Source organism: Lysobacter sp. Root916 (genome assembly GCF_001429785.1).
In the GTDB taxonomy this organism is placed as follows: Bacteria; Pseudomonadota; Gammaproteobacteria; order Xanthomonadales; family Xanthomonadaceae; genus Lysobacter.
The window spans coordinates 622828-645629 of record NZ_LMJF01000012.1; the positions used below are offsets into that span (position 1 = coordinate 622828).

Below are 22802 nucleotides of genomic sequence, written 5' to 3' on the forward strand. Positions count from 1 at the left end.
CGTAACGGGCATGACGGCTGTTTCCATTCGTGACAGGGTTCTCATGAAACGGATCGCCTTGATCGCGCTGATCGCCGCGGCTCACATCGCCTTTCTGTACGGCTGCTACGGCGCCAGGTTCTTCGGCCTGCCGCTGTCTTACAACGCGACGATGGCGGTTTGGCTGGGCGTCTCCACCATCGCGGCCGGTATCGCTTACGCCAGGGCGGCGGCAGGGCTGGCTTGGTTCTCGGGCCGCACGCCTCTACGCCATCTGTTCGCTATCGCGGCGGCGGGGATTTCCTTGTACGCCGGGGTGTTCTGGGCGTTCAATGCCTTCGGCACCTGAGGCTGCGGCAGTGAGCGATCCGTCCGGACGCAGCCCTGCCAGCGGCTCGATTCGCGCCCTGATGAGGCATGCGCGGTGAAACGTCTTCTGTCTTCGCTGTTGTTCGGACTGGTGCTGCCTTGGGTAGGCGTTTCCGCGATCCTGGGTTGCGTGCTGTTCTTGATGTACGCCACGGGCTTCGTCTTCGTGGTCGTGCTGTGGCTGCTGGCCTGGGCGGGGTTCTTGCTGGTGCTGCTACTGCGACGGGTCGAAGCTCCCAGGCCGTTAGCCTAGGGCGCTTCGGCGTTCGCTGGCTTCGGGTCGAGCGATGAGTCGGCTCCATCCGCGCTCCGCGTCAATAGCAGCGTCGCGAACCATAGCGCGCCGATCGCGCCCACTAGCTGCGCCAGCACGAAGCCCGCAACGTCATCGGGCCGGATGCCCGCGAAACTCTGGGTCAGCGATCGCGCCAGGGTGACTGCTGGATTGGCGAACGAGGTGCTGGCGGTGAACCAATAGGCGGCGAAGATGTAGCCAGCCACCAGCATGGGCAGGGCGGCGGGGCGGTGGCGTGCGCCCAGGAGGACGGTGAGCAGCAGGCCGAAGGTCGCCACCGCTTCGCTCAACCATTGCCCGGAGCCGCCGCGCGCACGCAGGCCTGGCTGCCACAGCGGCAGGTCGAACATGGCATGGGCTAGCAGTACGCCTGTCACGGCCGCGACGGTCTGCACGGCGATGTAGGCGACGGCTACGGTCGTGGTCACCTCGCCGCGCAAGCGCATCGCCAAAGTGACGGCCGGGTTCAGATGCGCGCCTGATATCGGGCCCAACGCGGCGATCAACACATACAGCATGCCCGCGGTCGCAGCGGCGTTGGCCAGCAGGGCCAAGCCGTCGTTACCGCCCGACAGGTTCGCTCCCATGATGCCGGAGCCGACCACCGTGGCCAGTAGCGCCGAGGTGCCGACGAACTCGGCCAGCAGCTTTCGGCGCAGGCTCACGGCAACGAAGCCAGCAAGGTCCGGACCCGCGCCGAGATTTCGTCGCGCACCGCGCGATAGGCGTCGTCGTCCAGGTGCTTGGGATCGGGCAGGGCCCAGTCTTCGCGGCGCTGGGCCGGCACCCAAGGACAGTCGTCGCCGCAGCCCATGGTGACGACCGCATCGAAGGCGCCTTCGATCTCGTCCAGCGATTTGGATGCGTGGGCGCTCAAGTCGTAACCCAATTCGGCCATGTAGCGCACGGCTTTGGGATTGATGCGGCCGGATGGGGCGGAACCGGCGCTGTAGGCGTCGACGCGATCGCCGCCGTGCATGCGCGCGAAGGCTTCGGCCATTTGGCTGCGGTTGGCGTTTTCGACGCAGACGAATAGCACGCGTTTCTTGGACGGGGCGGATGTCATGAGCTCTGGACGTTCCAATGGGGCTGTCGCGTGGATGAGTCGCGCTGGTTCATTCGAGGGACTTGATCAGGCAGGTGGCGGACGCCGGGCACAGCGACTGGAATTCCGCGCTGCTGTGCACGGCGGCGGGCGCCGATGCGCGATCGATGGCGACGTAGCCGCGCCGGGTGAAGAAGGCCGACGCGGTCTGGGTCAGCAATACCAGCTCGCGCAGGCCCTGCGCCTGCGCCGCGCTTTCGGCCGCGGCGACCAGATGGCCGCCGGTGCCGGAGCGGCGCGCATCGGCGTGCACGGCAAGCGAGCGCAGCAGGCCGGTGTCGCCGAAGCGCTGCACGCCGACGACGCCGGCGATCGCACCGTCGGTGTCCGCGATCAGGAAGCCGACATCGGCGTCGGTCAAATCCTGCACCGGCAGGCCGTTGTCGGCCAGCAACGCACGGATCGCGGCGTGCTCGGATGGGAGCGCTGGACGAATCGACATCGCGCGTCTCAGCCGCAAGAGGAAGCGCAGCAGGCCGCCGCGACGGGCTGCGCCTGGGCGGTGGGCGCGCAGGCGGCCGTGCCTTCCCCGGCGCAACCGACCTCGGGGTCGTAATAGGTGGTGGATTCGCCGAAAGTATGGAACGACTCCCAGCGCACGCCCTGGGGATCCTCGGTCCACAGCTTGTCCGACTGCGCATAGCAGCACACCGCCGCGGCTTCGGGGGCGACAGTGCCTCCGGCCGCGTCGAGACGACGACCCAGCGCGGTGAGTTCGTTGCCGCTATCCACCTGCAGGCCCAGGTGATCGACGCCTACGGCACGGCCGGTGCTGGAGATGGCGAAGTTGATGCGCGGATCTTCGAGCATCCACTTGGCGTAGTCGTCTTTCTGCACGCTGGGCGCGGTGGCGAACAATTCGTTGTAGAAGCGGATGCTCGACGCCAGGTCGGCGACATTCAAATGCACGTGGAAGCGATTCATCGACGGACTCCTTTCGGACGTGGGGTGCAGGCTGCGGCCGGCGTGCAGGTCTCGACGCCCGCGCAGCAGTTCTCGGTGAGATAGGCGAGCAGGGCGTTCATCTGCAGGTAGTTCGCGCGCACACGGATCACGCGCCCCTCGCGCTGGTCGTGGACCAGGGCCGCGCCGCGCAACACGTTGAGATGAGCGGTGAGCGTCGCCGGTGGAAGGTCCAGCTTTTCGCGTAGCTCGCCTACCGACATTCCATCCGGCCCGGCCTGCACCAGTTGACGGAAGGCGGCCAGGCGGGATTCGTGGCTGAGGGCGTTGAGTGCGCCTAGTGCGGTTGTTGTTTCCATAATTCCAGTATTTTCGAATTATTAGAGCCTGTCAAGTACGGCCTTAGCGTCCGCGGATCGAAGCGGACGCGGGGGCGACGGTCTAAACCTGGCGCGGAAGCGACGCATCCTACTGGCGCCGACATCGTGTCGACAGCGCGACGCCGGGGGCGTCGGTGCGCCGTCGCATGACTTATTTCGGGCCCGATTCTTTTCGCCTCGCGAGGCCAACGCTCTCGTCGGGGCCCTCAGCCGTATCCGTCACCCAGCTCAGCCAGGACGCCATGACCCACCTACGCCACGGACGCTACTCCGCAATCGCCCACAGAATCGTCTCGCCCAAGGCGCTCGCATGCTGGGCCCTGATCGCGACCGCATCGGTGGTCGCGCCTATCCACGCGGCGTCCGTCCAGGAGCCTCCGGCGTTCGCGCAGGTCATCGAGCGCGAAGTGCCGGCGATCATGAAGGACGCCAAGATCCAAGGCGCTGCGATAGGCCTGATCGTCGATGGCAAGCTGGTCTATGCGCGCGGCTACGGCTACGCGGATCATGCCGGCAAGGTGCCCGCGACGCCGGACACCGTATTCGTCGCCGCCTCGCTGTCCAAGCCGATCGCCAGTTGGGTAACGATGCGTCTGGCCGAGCAAGGGCGTATCCGGTTGGATCAGCCGGTGGCCGAGCTGGTGTCGCCGTGGCCCTTGGCGCAGAACCAGTTCGACTATCGCCAGATCACCATCCGCCGTCTGCTTTCGCATACCGCGGGCACCACCTTGGGCGGATATCAGGGCTGGTTGGACTACAAGGAACTGCCGACGCTGGAAGAATCGCTGGCAGGAAAAACCAATGGGCGCGGTGCGGTGGAGCTGTTCGCGCCCGTCGGCGCCAAATTCCAGTACTCGGGCGGCGGTTACACCCTGATGCAGCTGGCGATCGAGCGGACCACGAAACGCAAGTACGCCGACTTGGCGCGCGAGCTGGTGTTCCGGCCCTTGGGCATGAAGCACAGCAGCGTGACGATGACGCCGAAGGTGCTGGCTGGCGCCGCGCAAGGCCACGGCGACGATGGCGGTCCGGTGCCGATGCGCTATTACGTCGAGCAGGCGCCTTCGGCCCTGAGCACGACCGTCAACGACTTCGCGCGTTGGATGATCGCCGGCATGGCGGATAGCCCCGGTGCCCATCCGTTGGGCCAAGCGCAGCTGAGCCTGATGTACGCGCCGGCGGAACTGAGCACGCCCCGCGCGCCCGACGACGCCATCTACGGTCTGGGTCATTTCATCGAACGGCTAGCCGATGGCAGTACAGCGGTGGGGCACGATGGGCGCAATCAGGCCGGTTTTCGCGCCAAATTCCTGATGCGTCCCAGCACCGGCGACGGCATCGTTTTCTTCAGCAACTCGCGCACCGGCTTGGCCTTGGACCGTATCGTCTGTCTATGGAGCGCGGACGTGGCCCAGGCGGATCCGGCCAAGGCCTGCAAGAAGTAAGCGCACGCCACCCATGTGCGGCCGCGCCCATGGGTGTGCATGCCTTGGTGCCGATTATCGGGACTGGGCCAGGGCCAGCGCGTCCGTACCGGCCGGGAAGCGCAGTTGCCCGGACGTGTCGTTGGCGGCGCGCCAGACCACCTGCGCAACGTCGGCCTCCGTGGTCACGGCGGCGGGCTGTGCGAAGCCCGCGAACACGCGCTCGGCGAACGCCGCGTAGGGTTCGGGCACCAGGCCCTGCATGCGCGCGCCGCCGTTCTGGCCGAAAGCCGTGGTGGGGCCGTAGCCCGGTTCCACCAGTTTCACCTGCACATCGAAGGCCTCCAGCTCGAACGCCAGCGATCCGGTGAAGCCCTCGATGGCGGCTTTGCTGGCCGTGTAGGCGGCCGCCAGCGGCATCCGCGCCAGCGTCACGCTGGAGGTGACGTTCACGACCACGCCGGAGCGGCGCGCGCGGAACTGCGGCAGCACGGCCTGGGTCATCGCCATCACGCCGAAGGTGTTGGTCTCGAACACTTCGCGCACGGTCGCCATCGGCGTGGCCTCGAAGGCGCCGACCACGCCGATGCCGGCATTGTTGACCAGCACGTCGATGGGGCCGGCGGCTTCCAGTGCGGCCACGATGCTGTCGGGGCGAGTAACGTCCAGGGCGACTACACGCAGGCGCTCCGAGCGCGGCAGCAGGTCTTCGCGCGGCTTGCGCATGGTGGCGACGACGTTCCAGCCCTGGGCGTGGAAGTGGCGCGCGGTTTCGAGGCCGTAGCCGGAGGAGCAGCCGGTGATCAGTACCGTTTTCATGAGGGTGTCCGTAGTGGAGGGTGCGGATGGCCATCTTGCCGGGCACAGATAGGACGATCTACTATGAAAAATCCGATATTCGTTTGCGAGAGTCCGGAATGAGCGACCCCCTGGCGGACGTCATCGCCCTGCTGCAGCCGCGCACGGTATTCGCCAAGCGCATCGGCGGCGCCGGCGATTGGGCCGTGCGCTATTCCGCCTTCGGCCAGCCGAGCTTCTGCGCGGTGCTGGAAGGCCGCTGTCGTCTGGACGTGGACGGGGAGAGCACGGCATTGCTGAAAGCCGGCGATTTCGTGCTGTTGCCGGCCACGCCGGGTTTCACCCTTGCGGGCGGCGCGCCGGTGCAGGCACGCCAGTTCGACCCGAATCGCGAGGCCGGGCAGACCGGCGAGGTGCGCCACGGCACCCGTGGCCGGCGCCCGGATGCGCGTCTGTTGGGCGGCTACTTCATGTTCGATTCGCCGGATGCTTCGCTGCTGGTGCCCCTGCTGCCCGCGCTGGTGCACATACGCGGCGTCGAGCGCCTTTCCACCCTGGTGCGCCTGGTCGGCGAAGAATCCGGCGAGCGTAGGCCGGGGCGCGAGCTGGTGCTGACGCGATTGGTGGAGGTGCTGCTGATCGAGGCGCTGCGTGCGACCCCCAGTGAGGACGCGCCGCCAGGACTGCTACGCGGCCTGGCCGACGGACGCATCGCGCCCGCCCTGCGCCATATGCATGCGCAGATCGCGCGCGCTTGGACCGTGGAGCAACTGGCGAAGAAGGCCGCATTGTCGCGCTCCTCGTTCTTCGATCGCTTCGTCCGCACCGTCGGGCTGCCGCCGATGGAATACCTGCTGAGCTGGCGCATGGCCGTGGCCAAGGATCTGCTGCGCCGCCGGGAGTTGGGGCTGGCCGAAGTCGCCGAGCGTGTCGGCTACGCTTCGGCCAGTACGTTCAGCACCGCCTTCAGTCGCCATGTCGGCCAGGCGCCGGGCCGGTACGCGCGGGCGGTTTAGTCGCCGCCGAGCGTGCGGTAGAACGCGGGCGGTGGGATCGGCCGTGCGGGCATACTGCATCGTGGCAGTCGGCTTTCGACCTGGAGATGAAGACCTTGGACCAGAACGATCCTTATCGGCCGCCGGCCGCTGCGGTCGGCCCTGCGCCGTACCAAGCCGAGGGCTGGCGTACCAGCGTCCTGATCCTCGTGCTGTTGCAGTTGTTGTTCTATGCCTTCAACGCGGCATCGGGTCTGCGCGCCGTGCAGGCCGGCGAAATCAGCGCCGTCGCTTTCCTGGCTTCGGTCAGTGCCGCGGTCTGCTTGCTGGCCGGTGCGGTGATGCTGTGGCTCAGGTCCAGGGCCGGGATTTATCTGTTCGCGATTTCGGCGTTGTCCGCGGGTGTGGCGTTGTTGCTGGTGCCCACGCGGACCGGCGTCACCGGCCTGGGGATCGCGGTGATCGCCAGTTTGGTCTGCTTGCGCGCCACCGCACCGCGTAAGGCCGCGAATCCTCAGTAGGGCCTGGGCGTGAGTTTCAACAGCCGCGCATTGCTGCTGTCCTCCAGCACCCAGATCGCGCCGTCGGGCCCTTGCTCGACCTCGCGGATGCGTGCGCCCATCGGATAGCGCTTGTACTCGCGTGCGCTGGTGCCGTCGAACTGGATCCGCACCAACGCCTGCGAAGCGAGGCCGCCGATGAAGCCTTGGCCGCGGAAAGAGGGAAACAGATCGCCGCTGTAGATGATGAAGCCCGCGGGCGCGATCACCGGCGACCAGTAGGCCTCGGGCGCGTTGAACTCCGGGCGTGTCGGATGATCGGGGATCGGGGTGCCGTCGTAGTGATCGCCGTTGGAGACGATGGGCCAGCCGTAGTTGGTGCCGCGCTCGATCAGGTTGAGTTCGTCGCCGCCGGCCGGTCCCATTTCGTGGGTCCACAGGCGCCCGGCGTTGTCGAAGGCGATGCCCAGCAGATTGCGGTGGCCCAGGGTCCAGACCTGCGACGCGACGCCGCCCACGCCCACGAAGGGATTGTCGCCCGGGATCGAGCCGTCGTCGTTGAGGCGGATCAGCTTGCCCAGGTTCTGCTGCATGTCCTGGGCGGGATCGAACTTCTGGCGATCGCCCGAGGTGATCCACAACTTGCCGTCGCCGCCGAAGGCGAGACGATGGCTGTAGTGGCCTTCGCCGGTGACCTTGGGCGTCTGCCGCCACAGCACTTGCAGGCCCGACAGGCTGCCGCCGTTGCCGTCGGCATTAAGCGTCAGCTGCGCGCGCGCCACGGCCGCGCCGCGCGTGCTGTTGGGGCCGGCTTCGGCGTAGCTGAGATAAACGTAGCGATTGCTGGAGAACTGCGGATGCAGGACGACGTCGCCGAGACCGCCTTGTCCACCGTAGGCTACGGTCGGCAGGCCGCTGATTTCGGTGGTCTGCTTGCTTGCGGTGTTGAACAGCCGCAGGCGGCGATTTTTTTCGGTCACCAGCAGGCGGCCGTCGGGCAGGAAGGTCATCGCCCAGGGCTCGTTGAAGCGGCCGAACTCGGTGGCGACGAAAGGCGGATCGGGTTCGACGGCGGGACGGTTGGGGCCGCCCTTCATTACCGCCGGCTCGGCCAGGGGCTGCGCCGACGCGACCGGCGCGATCGGTGCGGGCGTCGATTCGGCGGTCGGCGTTGGAGGCGTCTCCGGCGTCCGCACGGCGAGCGCCACCGGAGATCGCGCGCGCGCCGTCTCCTGGGTGCCGCCAGTCTCTCCGCGAGCGTCATGCGCCATCGGCGTGCAGGCCGAAGACAGCACCATGATCGCCAACGCCGTCGTCAGGGACTTGGTCATGGGGGGCTCTCGCAGCTTCGATGGATTCTTTTAGCGCAGGGCGGGGTCAGAAGACGTGATGGCTGCGGCGTTTTCGCCTCATCCTTTCGCTTAAGCCCGGAAGCTGCCGATTCAGCGACGCGTTGGCCGGTCGGCAAAAGACGGTCGGCCATCCATCCATGCGCACTTCACCGCAGGTCCGAACTCGGGCAGGGTGAACTTCAGCCAGGTGTCGGATCTCGGTAACCGGAGTTTCAAGATCGGACCGATGCCCGGCCGGGTCTGTGGCTGTCGCCACGTATAGCGCCGCATAGGCAGGGAGGGTGGTAGTGATCAGCTGGGTATTCATATTCGAAGCGCCAGAAATGGATTCCGCCGTCGACCGCATGGTCGTCGAACGCGGCGGCGTACGCACCGTCATCGTCGGCGTGCCGGAGCAGGCAGCGGTGGTCGCCGTCGCGGTGGCCCTGGTCGAGGAGGGCGCGCAGTTCATCGAGCTCTGCGGCGGCTTCGATCCGATCTGGCCGGGGCGGGTGATGGAAGCCACCGGTGGACGTGTCCCGGTCGGGGCGGTGGGCTACGCGGGCGGCGCTTCCGTGACGCGGTTGGCGGAGATCTTCGCTGCGCCTGCGTAAGCGTGCGGACTTGCTCTAGCATGCGCGGGTCCCGGCGCCGCGCGTGGCCGGACCCGCCGGGCGCCGGTGCGCCAGCCCATAGCGAGCGAACATGCAGAACACCGACGTTCCGACTTTGTACGAGTGGCTGGGCGGGATCGAAGCGCTCAACCGCCTGACCGTACGCTTCTACGAACACGTGCGCGCGGATGCGCTGCTGGGCGAGGTCTTCGCGCATATGGGCGCGGATCATCCGGCCCACGTCGCGGCGTTCCTGGCCGAAGTGCTGGGCGGCCCGGACGACTACTCGCGCAAGCACGGCGGGCATCCGCAAATGATCCAGCACCACCTCAATCGGCACCTCGGACAGGAGCAACGCCGGCGCTGGGTCGGCCTGTTGCTGGAGACCGCGGACGAACTGGGCATGCCCGACGATCCGGAGTTCCGATCCGCCTTGGTGGGTTACCTGGAATGGGGTTCGCGCCTGGCCGTGATGAATTCGCAGCCCGGCGCCACCGTCGACGCGGATGCGCCCATGCCGAAGTGGGGCTGGGGCGAGGTCAAGGGGCCGTACACCGGCTGAGCCTGCCAAGGCCGGGCCGACGGCCGGCGCGGCGTCGCGGCGACGTTCGGCAGGTTCGATAGCATGCAGTTCGCTCTGTCCGACTTTGGCCGCTCCGGGAGCCCGCGATGCAGAAGATCAAGCCCGCCGAAAGTCCCGACGCCTACATCGCCGCGCTGGACGGTTGGCGACGCGACCTCGCCGAACGCCTGCGCGCGTGCGTGCTCGGCGCAGCGAAGCTGGAAGAGGTGGTGAAGTGGGGCCACCTGGTCTATTTCAGCAACGGCCCGGTGCTGCTGATCCGCGTCGAAGTGCAGCGGGTTCTGCTCGGCTTCTGGCGCGGCAAGCGCCTGCTGGAGATCGAGCCCCGCCTCAAGCCGGGCGGCAAATACGAGCTGGCCAACCTGGACCTGCGCGAGGGTATGACGATCGCGGCCACGACCGTGCGCAAGCTGACCAAGCAGGCGGTGGCGTTGAACCATAGCGTGGGCGATCCCACGCGTGCGAGCAAGGACGGGTGAGGCGATGAATCAGCTGTTCCTACTCAACCTGCAGATCGGCCGCGGCCAGAATCGCGAGATGCCTTCGCACTTGGCCGGCGCCTTCGTCGCCGTCTACGTAGCGGCAGCCAATCATGAAGCCGCGTTGGTGCAGGGCGTGGCGCAGATCCAGGCGCGCGACTACGAGTTCATCGATTTGGCCGACGGCAAAGTCCATCAGCTGGACCCGCTGCGGTGGGACGAGTACGTGGCCGGGGTCTGGCCCGAATTTCGCGAGCATTTCCCCTCCCAGGCCGAGGTCATGGCCGGTCTGGCATCGCCCGACTGGGTGTGTTTCGGCCCGTTCGCGGCTTACGAGCCATCCGTTCCGAACTGAGGTCGGCGATCTGGACGGCGGCGAACGCGATTTGGCCGGGGTGCTTTGGAAACTTCGACGCTTATTGCGCACTAACGAGCCATTTCCCGTTCGTTCGCTGGATGGTCCGTCATTGACCGGGGCCTCTCCGCCGCGCAGGATGCGCGGCGTGCCAGGGGTTCTGGCGACTTGGCCGCGGTCGGCGGCGAACGGGTTCCTGCGCTGCATCGCAGTGGAAAGGGCCGAAGTATCGGGATCCTATCGTTGAGCACTATCGTCTGTCCGCACTGCGGCAAGACCCCAGCTTCGGGACTGCATCGGTTCATGCCAGGAGTCTCGTTCGTGCGCGGCACCTTCAAATGCAGCGAGTGCTCGGGACTTTCCATATTCTCCGGCAGAGTCTCCATCATTGCCTGCATCGCTTCGTTGGGGACGATGATGCTGACGCTGTGGGCTGTGCGCTGGTATGGAGACGGCAAGCTCTCGCTTGCCTTGTACATGGTCTTGCTCGCCGGAGTGATCGTGCTGCACCAATTCGTGTCGGCCGCAATTCTGCGCCGATATGCGCGGTTGCACGCGATCGACAGCGAAGACTGATCGGAGAACGGGTCGATGCGCCTTACCAAAATACTGTTCGGTCTCTCCGACCTGTGCGCCTGGATGCTGATGACGGTCGCGGTGCTGGCCGTGGTCGCCGTGCTGTTCCTGGGGCCAGGGCCGGACGCGCAGCAGGCCAAGCCGGTCTCGTCGTTTGAGGCGATGGCCTTGTCGCTGCTGTGGATGTTGGTGGCGGTGGGCGCCTATCTGCTGACTCGGCGCCGGCCGGCGGGTCTGCTGCTGGTGATCCTGCCGGCCTTCCTGTGGCTGTTCCGGGGCGAGGTGCTTCCGGCCCTGATCTACGCGGCCTTTGCCTTGCTGGTGTTCGCGACCCCGCTGATCCTGGTCTGGCGAGAGGTACGCCGCGGCACCTGAGCCCCGGATGCGCGCCAGGCGCGGATAAGCCGGCCGCCGGGCGCGCTGCCGACGAGCGGTAGCGCCGACCGCTGCGATTCTGTGTTTGCCTTGTCATTGCGGAAACGTCGCAAGGAGGCCAGGCATGAATGCGCGAACGAGATCGCGAGCGGTGCTAGCGCTTTTGATCGGGTTGACGGCGTTAGCGGCGATACCCTCGGCCACGGCGCAACGCAGTTGCGCGGAGCTGGTCGATTGCGCGGAAGGAACCATCGCGACCGGCGAGCCGCCCCAATGCGGCTGCGAGAAGGTGCCCCCGCCGCGCACGCCCCTGACCTGCGAAAACAACTTCGGCTGCGCCGAGGGCAACCAGATCGGCGTGGGCGAGTGGCCGGAATGCGGCTGTCGCGACCTGAGCACGCCGCAACCGGCGCCAGGCGACGCGCCGCCGCGCACCGATCGCAGCCCGGGGCCGCTGGATAGCTTGGGCGGCGTGGACACCTGCAAGCAGTTCCTGAAATGCGCGCCGGGCTTCGAGATGCTGCTGTGGAACGGACGCTGCGTGTGCGGCGAGACCATGCTGCCGCCGCCGGTGCGGTGAATAGGAGGCTTCGGGCGATTCCTAGGGCAGGAAGCTTATGGCCGAAGCGGCATCGAAGGTTCTAAGATCGCTCCGACCTCATCGGTGATGGACTGTTCTTGGAAGACCCTTATCGGCCGCCAAACAGCGGATTGCCAGATGTAAGGCCTGAACCAGAGCGTCGATGGCAGGCCGTAGCTGCTTTAGCCACTGGCATGGGTGTCGTTCCGGTGCTGTTGTATCTCATGGGGCGACTGCTGGCGGGTGACGCCGCACAGTTTCCCAGCTCGATGCGATTCTGGTGGCCTGTCGGCTCGGCCAGCGTTCTGGCGAGTTTCATCGCCTATCGGTTCAAGCGCATGCCCTGGTGGGCCGTACTGGCGATGCCTGTGATTCTGACGGTGGGCGCTCTGGTCGGAATACTCATTTGGACGGAGCTTGCCGTTGGGGAGGTCGACTAGCGTCAAAGCACCTCGTTTTCACCTTGACCGCGAAGTGATAAATGAAAACGCCGCGATAACTCGCGGCGTCTTCGTATCCTATAGGGCGCGGCTCGCGCCCCCAAGGACGGCTTACTTGCGCCGCATCAGCAGGATCAGCACCAGCAGCACCAGCAGGGCGATCAGCCAGACCCACCACTGCTGCCAGATCGGCTTGTCGCCGTCGCCGGTGAGCTTGCCGCCACCGCCCTTGCCGCCGGTACCGACCGCGTCGGGCAGGGTCAGGGTTTGGCCGTCGATGCGCAACACCGGCGGCGCCATGCCCTTCTTGTTGTAGCCGATCACCAGACTATAGCTGCCGTCGAGATTGTCGGTGACATCGCCGACGATGCCGCCCTCGAAGGGCTGCACCAGTTGGAAGCTCGTCGACTTGCCGGGACCGACGCGGTTGCCCTTGCCGTCGACCGGCGTCAGGGTCAGCTTGATGCAACCGCCTGCGTGGGTGGAGGGGCAGGTGCGTGCGGGCTCGTGCTTGATGGTCTTGGCGGTGGCGGCGGGATCCGGCGCCACTTGCACGTAGTGGTCGGTGGTGAAGACGCGGGTGAAGGCGCCGTTGTCCGAGCTGGTGCTGTCGATGCGGTAGGTGACCTGATACACGCCTTCGGCCAGCGTGGCCGGGTACTCGCCGGTATAGACGCCGGGGCTGGTTTCCTTCAGCTCGATGCCCTTCTCGGCGCCGAGTTCCAGGGCCTTCAGGATCTTGTCGCGCTGTGCCGGGTCGGCCAGCATGGCCTGCAGCTTCAAACCGGAGGCGCTGAGCGCGTCGCCCTGCGGTGCTTCGCCCGCCTTGGCCTTACCGTCGGAGAGGATGTTGCCCAAGCTCAGCGCGGGACCGGAAACGAAGGCGCGCACCGTGCCGGCGGGCAGGCCCACCAGCGGCTTGCCGCCTTCGGTCAGGGTGGCCTTGAGCTGCAGCGGCTCGCCGATGCCGGATTTGGTCTGACCGACGTTGTAGCGCGAGACGATGCTGGCGTTGTCGCCGATCACGAACAGGTTCCAGTGGCCAAGACCGCGCGGCAGGGTGCGGGCCACGCGCATTTTCCAATCGCCGTCGCTGGACACGCATTTGCCGTGCGCGTCGCAGAACGGCGCGCGCAGAGTCAAGGCGACATGGCCGGCGCCACCGCTGATGGTGAAATGCGGGTTATGCAGCGGATCGAAGTCGACGCCGTCCTTGCTGAGCTTGATGTTGGGGCGTCCGTCGGCCTGGAAGGCCTGGTCCCAGCCCAGCAGGATGGTGAAGGCCAGATCTTTCTTGCTGGTCTTGAAGCTCATGTCCAGCGGCGGCGGTGCGATGGCACCGGACGGCGCGGCCTGCTCGCCCTTGTCGGTGTGCAGCAGTTCCAGCTTGTCGCCGATCAGGGTGTCGGCCAGCACCTGCAGGAAATACTGGATCGCGCCGGCGGGCGGATTGTCCAGCGTGGTCTCGATGTTGAGCGCGCCGCAGCCGCTGTAGTTGGCGATGTTCTGCAGCAGCGAACTCGAGTCCGGGTCGCTGGGATCGTCCAGGCGCAGGCGGAACGGGCACAGGCTCAGCTGCTTGCCGGCCGGACGCACCAAGTCGCCGCCGATCGGGCTGTTGTTGGTATTGACGCGCAGGTCCAGACCGTCCCAGACCAGGAATTTGCTGGTGTTCTGGGCGCCGTCGGTGAACAGCAGCATGGTGTTGTTGAAGTTGGCGTTATCGCCGCCGACCAGATCCGAATTCAGGTTCGCGATGCCGTCGCCGATCGAGGTGCCGCCGCCGGGCTGATGCGCCGGCTTGTCGATTTCGCTCAGCACCGCATCCAGATTGACGGTGCTCATCGCGGCGATGCCGCCGGTGTTGGTCGCGTCGTTGTCGAAGAACACCACGCCCAACTTATCAGTCGGCAGTTGATAGGCCTTAGCCACCGAGATCATCTGCTCGGTCGCGCGCCGCAGCACCTTCCAGCGCTGGCAGTCGGGATTGGGCGAATACAACGCGCCGCAGACCGGGTCGCCGTTGAGCTTGGACGACCAGGCCATGGAGCCGGACTTGTCGAACACCAGCACCAGGCGTGCGGGCAGGCGCGACAGCGGCGGGCCCAGTGCGGGCGTCGGCTTTGAGCCCGGAATCACGGTGTCGCTGTCGTAGGCATCGACGGTGTTGCCGCCGCCGCTGGCGGTGATGCCGGTGGCGGTGACGCGGATGTCGCCCGCAAGCATGCCGAGATGGAAAATCTCCAGCGTGTCGACCTGGCCGGCGGTGTTGATGATGCGGAAGGTACAGGTGCCGCCGTTGGTGCCGCTGAGCACCGGTACGCCGGCGTTGAAAGTGCAGTTGATCATCGGGCCGCCGGTCTTGGCGCGCAGCTGCACGGTCGCGGCGGCGCCGTTGAGCGGGTACACGGCCAGATCGTCGGACAAGTAGAAGACCTTGATCGACTTGCTCGAGTTGGGGAAACCGAGCGCGTTGGTGAACGGCACCCAGGCGTCGCCGGTGCCGTTGAGCTTGGGCTCGGAGGTACTGGCGGCGGTGACGTTGGGGCTGGCCGTGGCCGCCACCGCGTCGGTGCCGACGAACAGGGCGAGCATCATCGCCCAGGCCCGCCATAGCGGAAGTTGACGTTTCATGAGGAGCTCCTTTCGCTCAGATGTGCTGGACCAGGCCGACCTGCTGGAGCAGGGCGCCGTTCTGGATGTAGAGGCCGGCGTTGCCGGCGGCGTCGACCGCGAGACTGGGGAAGCGTGCGGTCTGCTGCGGCGGCAGCAGTTCGCGGGTTTCGGTTACGCCGAGCACCAGCCGGCGCGCGCGCAAGGTGCTGAAGCCGGGGGCGCTCACGGTGGAATAGAACAACCACAGCGAGCCGTCGGCGGTGTAGCCCGCGGCCAGGTCGATGAAGGTGGTGACCGGGACGGTCAGGGTGGAGTCGGTGAAGTTGGCTTCCCAGGCGTTGGCGATGAAGCGCTTGGTGAAGACGCTCCAATTCGGGCCCGTGGGATTGGGCTCCTGCACGTAGACCAGTTGCGGCGCGCCGGTGGGATCGATGGTGATGGCGTGATCGCCGGGCCGCACCATGGTGCCGGCGTTGGTGACCGCGCCGGCGGCGCCGCCCAGGGGATAGCGCACGCTCTGCGCGGTGAACACGCCAGCGGTATCGCGGCGCCAGACCACGATGATGGTTCCGGTCTGATCGGTGACCGCGCTGACCTGGGAGTTCTGATCGATCGAGTCGACCAGTTCCTCCGGGCCCCAGGCGCCGGTGAAGGCGCGGCTGAAGATGCGGTTGTTGCCGGACAGCGCGGAGTAGAACACGCGGATCGTGCCGTTGGATTGCGCGGCCGCCGCCAGGCTGCTCACGCTGAGCACGCCGGTGAACTGGAAGGCGTCGGCGGGCGGCGTCCATACCCCGGCGATGCGGCGGCTGAAGGACAGGAAGCGGTTGGGGCCGTTCACCCGCACCCAGAACACCCACGGCACGCCGCTGGAATCGATCACCGCGGTCGGGGTGTTGTAGGGGCCGGCGTTGAGCACGGTGGTGGGCCCGACCGCGGCCGGGCGTTCGCGCAGCATGGCGTTGATCACGTCGCGCATCGGATACGGCAGTTGCGGCACGCCGCTGCCGTTGACCGAATAGCCGCCGCCGAAGGTGTCGGACAGCACTTGGTTGAAATCCATCTGCGACGGCAGCGAGATGCCGCGCCGGCGGCGATCGACCACCGCCGGCGCGTCGATGATGCCGGCCGAGGTCTGGGTGATCGTGGCCAGCGCGGCGTAGCTGTGGCCGGCGATGAAATCGGGGTCGCCGTTGACCGGCGGCGCGGCTCCGGTACGCACGCGCACAGCCCATTCGCGACGCAGGCGCGAGCAGGTCTCGGTGCCCAGGCCGGGCAGCACCAGTGCCGGATCCTCGGCCAGCGTGACCAGGCGTTCCCACACGTCCAGATAGACGGTGAGGGTGCGCGTGGCCGGCGCGACCGGCGGCGCCGGCAGTGCGGCGATCACCGGCACGCCCCAGCTCGCGGCGAGCGCGGCGGCGCCGGCCTGGCCGGCGTGCAGCGGCTGCGCGCTGAAGCCGATGTCGGCGGTGATGAAGGCCTCCATGCCGTCGACCAGCATGCGCCCGGCCTGCAGCGGTTGCGGACCGCCGCCGGCGACGATGGTGAAGCTGGTGGCGGAATTGATCGCGGCGATGCGGAAGCCGTCGTTGCCGACCGGCACGCCGTCGCCGACGAACCAGCGGAGGAAGGCGCGCAGCTCGTAGCGACGCATGTCGTCGCCTTCGTTCCAGTCGGCGTCGGCCAGGGGCACGCCCTGGGCCAGGCGCACGCTGACGTAGCGGCGGATCGGATCGAAAGTGTTGGGCGAGATGATGGCCATGGCGTGTCCCCGTCGTGTGGTCGTGTCAGAACACGAGCCAGATGGTGCGTTCGAGCGTGCTGGCCGGGTCTTTGGCGACCACCGGATGGCGCACGAGATTGATTTGCGTCGGCGCGCCGCCGAGTTGGGCGATCAGGCCGAACTCGCGCAGGTTGCCGCTGGCGTGGCTGCCGTTCGGCCACGGCGGTACGTTGGGGCCGAGCGTGGCGACGATTTGCAGACGATTGGTCGGCGTGGCCGAAGGCACCGGTCCGTCCATGAAGGTGAAATCCAGATTCGCCGCCGGCACCACGAAGGGCGAGGGATCGGTGAGTCCGGTTTCGTTGCCGGTCGGCGGCGGTGGCGGCACCTGGTCCCAGGAGGCGAGGCCGGCGCCGACCGCCAGGCCCTGAATGCCGAGCGTGGCGCCCGGTGTGCCGCCCATGAAGGCGGCGAGCAAACGCCGGCAATCGGTGAGGATCGCGTTCTTGGCCCAGCCGCGGTCCCAGATCACGCGCCCGTCGGCGTCGCGCAGCACGTCGCGGTACATGCCTTGCGGCAGGGGCATCCGGGTGTCCGTGTCCATAATTCGATTCCTTCGATGAGCGTGTTCGGTGGTAGGCCTGCTGGATCGCTGCGCGAACGCACGCGCTCAGACCGGCGGTGGGAAGTAGGTGCGGCGGCGCAAGGTGGTCAGGTTGGTCGGATTGGCGCTGACGCTGGCGACCTGATTGCTCAGCAGCAACACCCAGTCGGGCAGGGCGGCGCTGGTGGAGTCGGCCAGATCGAGGAACTGTTCGACGAAGGGGTAGTCGTCCAGATAGGAATCGCTGAGATCCGCGCCCGGCGCGTACAGCACCTCGGTGGTCAGCGACGGCGCCAGCACGATCACCGCGCGCAAGTTGATCGGCAGGAATTCGGCCAGCAGCTGTTTCAGGCGCGCGGCATTGGCCACGGTCAGCGCCTGGCCGAAGCGGCCGCGCGTCACGTACAAGCCCAGCGTTCCGCGGGTGTAGAACTCGTTGGGCGACAGCGGCGGTTCGTCGTCGCCGCCTAGCGGCCGATGCGGCGTATACGCGAGCAGATCGCCCCATTGATGGTGGCGGGTGTTGCGCGCGGTTTCGGCCATGCGCGGGGTGATGGTGTTGCAGTGCCGGCGCAGCGTCGCCGCTTCGGGCACGCGTGTGGGCGCGGCTGTCGGCGCCGCGCCGGCCAGGATCGGCGCCAGCTGGTCCAGCGCGATCGACGCATCGCAGCGGTGCAACAGGGTCAACCCGGCCACGGGCAGGATCAGCGGCAGCGGCGCGATGCGCGCGTTCTCGTCCCAGGGCAGGGCGATCGGCGCGGCCGCGACCAGGGCCGCGCTCAAGGACACTTCCCACAGGCTGCGCCCGCCGTTGCGGTCGCTGCTGAAGAACACGCGCGTGCCGCCGCCACCCAGCGCTAGCGCGGACGGCTGCACATCGGCAGCGCCGGGCGCGGGCGGGGTGGTGACGTCGGCGATCGGGCCCCAGCTCAGCGCCACCGGGTCGTAGCGACGCGCGCGCAACGCGCGGCGGTCTTGTCCGGCGGCGCCGGACAGCCAACGCGACCACAGCAGCAGCACGGTGCCGCCGGCTTCGCGCAGCAGATGGGGTTCGCGGTCGCCGCGTGCGCCGGCGGCCGCGCCGCCGTCGCTGATCGCGATCGCGCCCGACCACGGCGACGACCAGGCGCTGACGTCGTCGCTGGGCAGGCCCTGCGCGCTGCGTACGGCGATGACCGCATCGTTGCGATCGATACGCGCGGCGCCGTTGCCGGTGGCGACCCAGGCATTGCCGGCACCGTCGACACCGATGGCGCGCGCATCGACGCTGGGCAGGCCGTCGGCCAGCGACCAGCCGCGCCAGGCGCCATCGGCCGCGCGCCGCCACACGCCGCTGGCGGCGGCGATCCACAGGGCGTTGTCGGCGTAGGCCAGACCGCGCACGTCGTTGCCGATCGCCAGCGGCGGCGCCAGCGTAGACCACACGCCGGCGGCGCTGCGCTCGGCGATGCCGGCGGCGGTGGCGGCCCAGACGCGGCCGTCGGCGGCGAGCGCGACATCGCGCACGTCGTCGCTGGGCAGATCGGGCGCCAGCGTATTGGCGAAGTTGAGGTTGCGATCGAGTCGGCTGAGGCCGGCGGCGGTGGCGATCCAGAGCGCACCGTCCGCGGCCAGCGCGAGCGCGCGCACGTCGTTGTCGGCCAGACCGTCGCCGACGTCCAACGTGGTGATGCCGCCGTTGGTGGCGACGCGCGACAGTCCGGTGTCGGTGGCGACCCACACTGCGCCGTCGTCGCTCTGCAGCAAGCGGCGGCAGTCGTCGCTGGACAGGCCGTCGCCGATGTCGAAGGCCTGCCAGGTGAGGTTGCCGCGGCGGCGCGCGACGCCGGCGTCGGTGGCGACCCACAGCGCGCCCAGGCCGTCGACCAGGCAATGGCGCACGTTGTCGCTGGGCAAGCCGTCGGCGCTGTCAAGCACGTTGATCGTGCCGTTCTCGCCGCGCAGAGCCAGGCCGTTGACCGTGGCGATCGCATCGAACGCGCCCAGCCAGGCGCTGGCGCGCAGACGCCAGCGGCCGTCGGCGTGTTCGCTCCAGGCCAGCACGGCGCCATCGCCGGAGGCGAGCGCGCTGAGTTCGGTCGGCCGGCCCGGGGTGAGTGCGGGCAAGGTCTGCGCGGGCGTCAGATCGAGGGTGTCGTCCCAACTGCCGAAACTGGGCGCGGTGGCGTGGGCGAAGCCGAGCGCGCGTGCGGTGCTGGACAGCGCGAGGTCGACCGACAAGCGAGCGGTCGGACCCACCGCGGTACTGGTCAGGCGGATCGAACCATCGCCGGCCGGGCTGGCGACGGCCTGGGTGAGTTGCGCGTTCATCGCGGCGACCACTTCGGCCGTGGTCGCAAGCGCGGGATTGGCGTAATCGATCGCGTTGACCTGGAACACGTCGTTGGCGCCGGCGGTGCGCAGGGTCAGACGGGTGCCGACCACCAGGCGGAAACGCGGCAGCTGGCGACCTTGCAGCACGGCAGGCAAGCGCGGACGCGAACTGCCCAAGCTCCAGCGCACGCGCGCGTTGGCGCTCTCGGCCGCTTCGACACGGGCCAGGAACACGCGGCCGTCGGCCAGGGTAGCCGCGGCCGGATGCGCGACCGCGGCGTCGTCGCCAGGTCGCGTCGACAGCAAGCGGGTGGCGCCGCGCCATTGGCCGGCGTCCCAGGTCTTGCAGACCAGGCCGCCGTAAGGCGCGCGCTCGCCTTCGCGTTGATCCGGGTCGGGCGCGCTCGCGGCGTCGCTGGCGAACACGCGCACGCGGCCCAGCGCATCGGCGGCGGCGGCGAGACGATCGCCGCCGGCTGCGTCCAGGGTCAGCGCTTCGCTTTCGCGCGCGCTGACGTTGATCTGCGATTCCGGACCGACGCTGCGCGTGCGCAGCCGGACCTGGCCGCCGACCGCGTCGGCGACGATGTCGCTGGCGACCGCCGCGATCGCGGCCGCGACTTCGGCAGCGGTCGCCGCGGCTGGATTGGCGAAGGCCGACGCGCCCAAACGCACCCGGAACGAGGCGCCGCCGTCGACGGCGATGCTGAGTTCGGCGCCGGGGAAGATCGCGTAAGGGCCGGCGACGTTGCCGACCAGGGTCGCCGGCGCCGGGCCGACGCCGAAAGCTTCGTCGTTGCCGGCGCCGAAACCGAGCAGGGCGGCCGCGTCCAGCGGCGAACGCCAGCTCGCTCCCGCCGGCACGCTTGCATGGATCTGATAACGCGGCGCATGGTTGCTGCGCGCGAGGTGCTGCACGAACTCGGCGGTGCGCGTGGTCCAGCCGGTGTAACGCGTGACCAGGGCGCCGACCGACGTCACCGTGCCCACCGATTCGTACAAGCGCGGCGTGGCCTTGAGTTCGTTGCGCGCCAGCGGCAGCGCATCGGCATCGCCCAGGCGCCAGCCCAACCAGCCCGCCAGTTGCGGCAGACGGCGGCCGTCGACGCGGTCGATGTCGTGCAGGTCCCACAGGTTCTCGGCCGAGCTGCGCGCGCTGTCCATGGACGCGCCGTAGACGTCGAGCAGGCGCCGCAGCTGGCCCGAACGCGCGGCCATTTCCGGGATCGCCTCGGAACCCGGCGTGGTCGGGCGCAAGTTGACGTCGAACTGGCGATGCACGGCCGGTAGCAGGTCGTACATGGTGCGGTTGAGGCCGTGCGGCGCCGCCGGCGTGGCGATGGCGCGATGGCGCTGCGCCTCGACCGGATCGAAGGCCGCGCTGAACAATTGGTAGTAGCAGGCGTCGCCGGGCGTCAGCGACAGCGGCGCGTCGCCGCCGTCGACGATCTCGATGCGCCGGCGCAGCGGCTGGCCGTCGGCGCCGTAGCTGGTGGCGACGATGCGGCGCACGCGCTCCAGCGGCTGGCCGCCGACGTCCTGGGCGACGCTGATCGCCTCGAACACGATGCGCTCGGCGCCGTCGCGTTCTTCCCAGGCCGGCAGATCGATGACGCTGATGCCACCACCGGGAGTCGGCGGGAACGCGGCGCTGTCGTAAACCAGGTAGGGATCGGGCGCCAGCGGCGGCTGCGGGAATTCGAAATCGCGCGTCTTGCGCCGCAGCGTCTGCCGTGGCGCGTCGGCCAGCGTCTCGCCCGGACCCGGCGTCAGCGTCCAGCACACCCGCACGCGGCGGGCGACCAGGTCGGATTCTGCGATGAAGCGGTCGATGATCACGCCGGCCCCCTCAGCCGATCTGCAGGCTGAGTTCGAGCTGCGACAGCACCGGCAGCTCGTAGGGCCCGACATCGACGCGGCTGGCGACCGCGCTGCGCGAGATCAGGGCGTTGCGGATGAAGTCCGGCAGCTCGGCCATCGACGGCAGGTCGTAGCGGCGCAGATCGTCGTCCAGGGTCGAAGCGGGTTGATCGGCGCGGTTGAAGCGGTAGATGTCCAGCGACAGCACCCCGGGTATCGCCTCGATCAGCGCGAACAGGTCGCTGGGGTACAGGGCCTGGCCGAAATCGACCGCGTCGTAGGCGAGGTAGCGCGCCACCGTGTCGGCGATCTGCTGGCGCAGCGGATCGGCCTGATAGCGCGCGTCGTAGCGCACCGTCATCGCGATCGCGACCGGCGCCGGGCTGGCGTCGAGCACGCGCAACTGGGTGCCGGCCATGCGCTTGTCCTCGAAGTAGGCCAACAGCGCGGTGCGCAGCGCCTCCGGCACCGGACGCCAGCTGTCGCCCTGCGGGGCGACGATCAGGTCGATCTGATTCCAGTTGCGGGCGCGCGCGCGCGCCTTGGCCACGCCGCCGGCGTGGTGGGCGAGGGCGACGCAATCGTCGGGCGTTACCGCGCGGCGGCCGCTGCGATAGACCATGGGGCCGTTGCGCACCGCGATCTCGCTGCTTTCCGCGGCGCTGCCGCCCGCGGCCGGGGCCGGGTTGGTCACCGCCAGCAGGTTGGGCAGCACGGTGACCGCGCGGGTGATGGTGTTGGCGGCCACGTTGGCGCGCACGCCGCCGCCGACCCGGCAGGTCGCTCGCACGTTGTTGGTGCCGCGCGGCGGTACGCGTCCGAACACGTTGTCGCCGAACAGGATGGCGCAGGCGTCGTTCTCGTCGAACTGGCAGATGTAGTCGCGCGAATCGCGCGTGGACAGCAGGGTGCGGCCGTCGGGGCCGGTGCTGTAGAGGAAGTTGTCGCGGCGGTCCCAGCGCACCCAGCCCGCGCCTTCGTCGACCTCGACCACCAGGCTTTCCAGGATCGGCGGCTTGTGCGGCAGGCGGAAACTCTGGTTGGGCTCGCCGCTGGACGAGCCCAGCAGGGTCGGCGGCAGGCTGCGGCTGTGCGAGACGGGCAGCACGAACTGGGCCTGGCCGGCGATCGCGCCGGGCAGGACCTGATCCGAATGCAGATCGATGGACAGCGCCGGGCCCAGGTATTCGAAGGTCGCCGGATCGTCGCTGGGCTGGCTGGCGATGAACTGCGCGCCGCTGGGGATCGCGATCACCGCCGGGCCCACCGGCACCGAGAAGGTCAGCAGCAGGTCGGCGCGCGCGGGCAGCGGCGGGGTGGGTTCGTAGCCGATCAGGCGTAGCAGCTGCAGCACGCTGCGGCGTTCGCGCGCGGTGCCCGGAAACAGTTCGCTGGCGATGCGGTCCTGGTAGTACAGGATCACGTCGCCGACGTAGGCGACCATGTCGGTCAGCACCACGCCCAGATCGGACGGGGTGTGGTCGGTCCACTCGGGCAGGCGCAGGCGCGCCAGATCGAGCATGGCGCGGCGCAAGGACGCGTAGTCCTTATTGGTGTAATCGATCGCCGGCGGCAACGGATCGGTGACGGCCATGACGGCGC

General features: G+C 68.4%; 25 protein-coding genes. 13 read left to right on the plus strand and 12 right to left on the minus strand.

Going from position 1 to position 22802, the window contains the following annotated elements; translation table 11 throughout:
* Positions 1 to 10 precede the first annotated feature (10 nt).
* Entirely contained in the window at positions 11 to 328 is a 318-nt protein-coding gene (locus ASE35_RS12325) for a hypothetical protein (RefSeq protein WP_057163985.1), read from the plus strand.
* Between the two features lie 75 nt (positions 329 to 403).
* On the plus strand, positions 404 to 601 hold the full coding sequence (locus ASE35_RS21200; RefSeq protein ID WP_157489429.1) for a hypothetical protein: 198 nt from the start codon (positions 404 to 406) through the stop codon (positions 599 to 601).
* Here ASE35_RS21200 and ASE35_RS12330 read toward each other — a convergent pair.
* Genes ASE35_RS12330 through ASE35_RS12350 form a run of 5 tightly spaced genes read right to left on the minus strand, consistent with a single transcriptional unit; the run spans position 598 to position 3010 of the window.
* Positions 598 to 1308: an MIP/aquaporin family protein gene (locus ASE35_RS12330; RefSeq protein WP_057163986.1), complete on the minus strand. Its 711-nt coding sequence runs from the start codon at positions 1306 to 1308 to the stop codon at positions 598 to 600. The two genes, ASE35_RS21200 and ASE35_RS12330, sit on opposite strands and share 4 nt — an antisense overlap.
* Complete coding sequence (locus ASE35_RS12335) at positions 1305 to 1709, minus strand: arsenate reductase ArsC (RefSeq protein ID WP_056183052.1); 405 nt, start codon at positions 1707 to 1709, stop codon at positions 1305 to 1307. Before ASE35_RS12335 ends, ASE35_RS12330 begins: the two co-directional genes overlap by 4 nt.
* Positions 1710 to 1758: 49 nt before the next feature.
* Positions 1759 to 2190 carry an arsenic resistance N-acetyltransferase ArsN2 gene (arsN2, locus tag ASE35_RS12340; RefSeq protein WP_057163987.1) on the minus strand — a complete coding sequence of 144 codons (432 nt, stop codon included), beginning with the start codon at positions 2188 to 2190 and terminating at the stop codon, positions 1759 to 1761.
* An 8-nt stretch (positions 2191 to 2198) separates the two neighbouring features.
* Positions 2199 to 2672 (minus strand): ArsI/CadI family heavy metal resistance metalloenzyme, encoded by a 474-nt coding sequence (locus tag ASE35_RS12345; protein WP_056183058.1) that lies wholly within the window; start codon positions 2670 to 2672, stop codon positions 2199 to 2201.
* Complete coding sequence (locus ASE35_RS12350) at positions 2669 to 3010, minus strand: helix-turn-helix transcriptional regulator (RefSeq protein WP_057163988.1); 342 nt, start codon at positions 3008 to 3010, stop codon at positions 2669 to 2671. Before ASE35_RS12350 ends, ASE35_RS12345 begins: the two co-directional genes overlap by 4 nt.
* 263 nt (positions 3011 to 3273) lie before the next feature.
* Here ASE35_RS12350 and ASE35_RS12355 point away from each other — a divergent pair, with 263 nt between their 5' ends.
* On the plus strand, positions 3274 to 4476 hold the full coding sequence (locus ASE35_RS12355; protein ID WP_082611245.1) for a serine hydrolase domain-containing protein: 1203 nt from the start codon (positions 3274 to 3276) through the stop codon (positions 4474 to 4476).
* Positions 4477 to 4530: 54 nt separating this feature from the next.
* On the opposite strand, the gene ASE35_RS12360 is transcribed toward ASE35_RS12355, so the two are convergent.
* Positions 4531 to 5274 (minus strand): SDR family NAD(P)-dependent oxidoreductase, encoded by a 744-nt coding sequence (locus ASE35_RS12360; protein ID WP_057163989.1) that lies wholly within the window; start codon positions 5272 to 5274, stop codon positions 4531 to 4533.
* Positions 5275 to 5372: 98 nt separating this feature from the next.
* Between ASE35_RS12360 and ASE35_RS12365 the strand changes: the two genes are divergently transcribed.
* Together ASE35_RS12365 and ASE35_RS12370 are read left to right on the plus strand one after the other, a co-directional pair.
* Positions 5373 to 6269 (plus strand): AraC family transcriptional regulator, encoded by an 897-nt coding sequence (locus ASE35_RS12365; RefSeq protein WP_057163990.1) that lies wholly within the window; start codon positions 5373 to 5375, stop codon positions 6267 to 6269.
* A gap of 86 nt (positions 6270 to 6355) precedes the next feature.
* Positions 6356 to 6769 carry a hypothetical protein gene (locus ASE35_RS12370; protein WP_057159974.1) on the plus strand — a complete coding sequence of 138 codons (414 nt, stop codon included), beginning with the start codon at positions 6356 to 6358 and terminating at the stop codon, positions 6767 to 6769.
* Here the strand turns inward: ASE35_RS12370 and ASE35_RS12375 are convergent.
* Entirely contained in the window at positions 6763 to 7845 is a 1083-nt protein-coding gene (locus ASE35_RS12375) for a PQQ-dependent sugar dehydrogenase (RefSeq protein WP_082611256.1), read from the minus strand. The genes ASE35_RS12370 and ASE35_RS12375 overlap by 7 nt on opposite strands.
* 542 nt (positions 7846 to 8387) lie before the next feature.
* Here ASE35_RS12375 and ASE35_RS12380 point away from each other — a divergent pair.
* From ASE35_RS12380 to ASE35_RS12415, 8 genes are all read left to right on the plus strand, one after another.
* Positions 8388 to 8693, plus strand: coding sequence for a DUF6506 family protein (locus ASE35_RS12380; RefSeq protein WP_157489430.1), 306 nt, complete (start codon positions 8388 to 8390; stop codon positions 8691 to 8693).
* 91 nt (positions 8694 to 8784) lie between these two features.
* Complete coding sequence (locus ASE35_RS12385) at positions 8785 to 9255, plus strand: group II truncated hemoglobin (protein ID WP_057163991.1); 471 nt, start codon at positions 8785 to 8787, stop codon at positions 9253 to 9255.
* A 107-nt stretch (positions 9256 to 9362) separates the two neighbouring features.
* On the plus strand, positions 9363 to 9755 hold the full coding sequence (locus tag ASE35_RS12390) for a DUF1801 domain-containing protein (RefSeq protein WP_057163992.1): 393 nt from the start codon (positions 9363 to 9365) through the stop codon (positions 9753 to 9755).
* A 4-nt stretch (positions 9756 to 9759) separates the two neighbouring features.
* Positions 9760 to 10110 (plus strand): hypothetical protein, encoded by a 351-nt coding sequence (locus ASE35_RS12395; protein WP_056183085.1) that lies wholly within the window; start codon positions 9760 to 9762, stop codon positions 10108 to 10110.
* A 243-nt stretch (positions 10111 to 10353) separates the two neighbouring features.
* Complete coding sequence (locus ASE35_RS12400) at positions 10354 to 10686, plus strand: hypothetical protein (RefSeq protein WP_235570057.1); 333 nt, start codon at positions 10354 to 10356, stop codon at positions 10684 to 10686.
* A 15-nt stretch (positions 10687 to 10701) separates the two neighbouring features.
* A complete protein-coding gene (locus ASE35_RS12405; protein ID WP_056183091.1) occupies positions 10702 to 11061 on the plus strand; it encodes a hypothetical protein in 360 nt (119 codons plus the stop codon).
* A 289-nt stretch (positions 11062 to 11350) separates the two neighbouring features.
* Positions 11351 to 11641, plus strand: a complete 291-nt coding sequence (locus tag ASE35_RS12410; RefSeq protein ID WP_157489432.1) for a hypothetical protein — start codon at positions 11351 to 11353, stop codon at positions 11639 to 11641.
* Between the two features lie 209 nt (positions 11642 to 11850).
* Complete coding sequence (locus ASE35_RS12415) at positions 11851 to 12081, plus strand: hypothetical protein (RefSeq protein WP_162258761.1); 231 nt, start codon at positions 11851 to 11853, stop codon at positions 12079 to 12081.
* Between the two features lie 111 nt (positions 12082 to 12192).
* On the opposite strand, the gene ASE35_RS12420 is transcribed toward ASE35_RS12415, so the two are convergent.
* From ASE35_RS12420 to ASE35_RS12440, 5 genes are all read right to left on the minus strand, one after another.
* Positions 12193 to 14715, minus strand: coding sequence for a vWA domain-containing protein (locus ASE35_RS12420; protein WP_082611246.1), 2523 nt, complete (start codon positions 14713 to 14715; stop codon positions 12193 to 12195).
* 16 nt (positions 14716 to 14731) lie between these two features.
* Positions 14732 to 16462, minus strand: coding sequence for a DUF6519 domain-containing protein (locus ASE35_RS12425; protein ID WP_057163995.1), 1731 nt, complete (start codon positions 16460 to 16462; stop codon positions 14732 to 14734).
* A gap of 25 nt (positions 16463 to 16487) precedes the next feature.
* The gene (locus ASE35_RS12430) at positions 16488 to 17027 is read right to left on the minus strand and encodes a hypothetical protein (protein WP_056183105.1); all 540 of its coding nucleotides are present in this window, start codon (positions 17025 to 17027) and stop codon (positions 16488 to 16490) included.
* A 66-nt stretch (positions 17028 to 17093) separates the two neighbouring features.
* Positions 17094 to 21179, minus strand: a complete 4086-nt coding sequence (locus tag ASE35_RS12435) for a hypothetical protein (RefSeq protein WP_057163996.1) — start codon at positions 21177 to 21179, stop codon at positions 17094 to 17096.
* A 10-nt stretch (positions 21180 to 21189) separates the two neighbouring features.
* On the minus strand, positions 21190 to 22794 hold the full coding sequence (locus ASE35_RS12440) for a baseplate J/gp47 family protein (RefSeq protein WP_057163997.1): 1605 nt from the start codon (positions 22792 to 22794) through the stop codon (positions 21190 to 21192).
* Positions 22795 to 22802 lie beyond the last annotated feature (8 nt).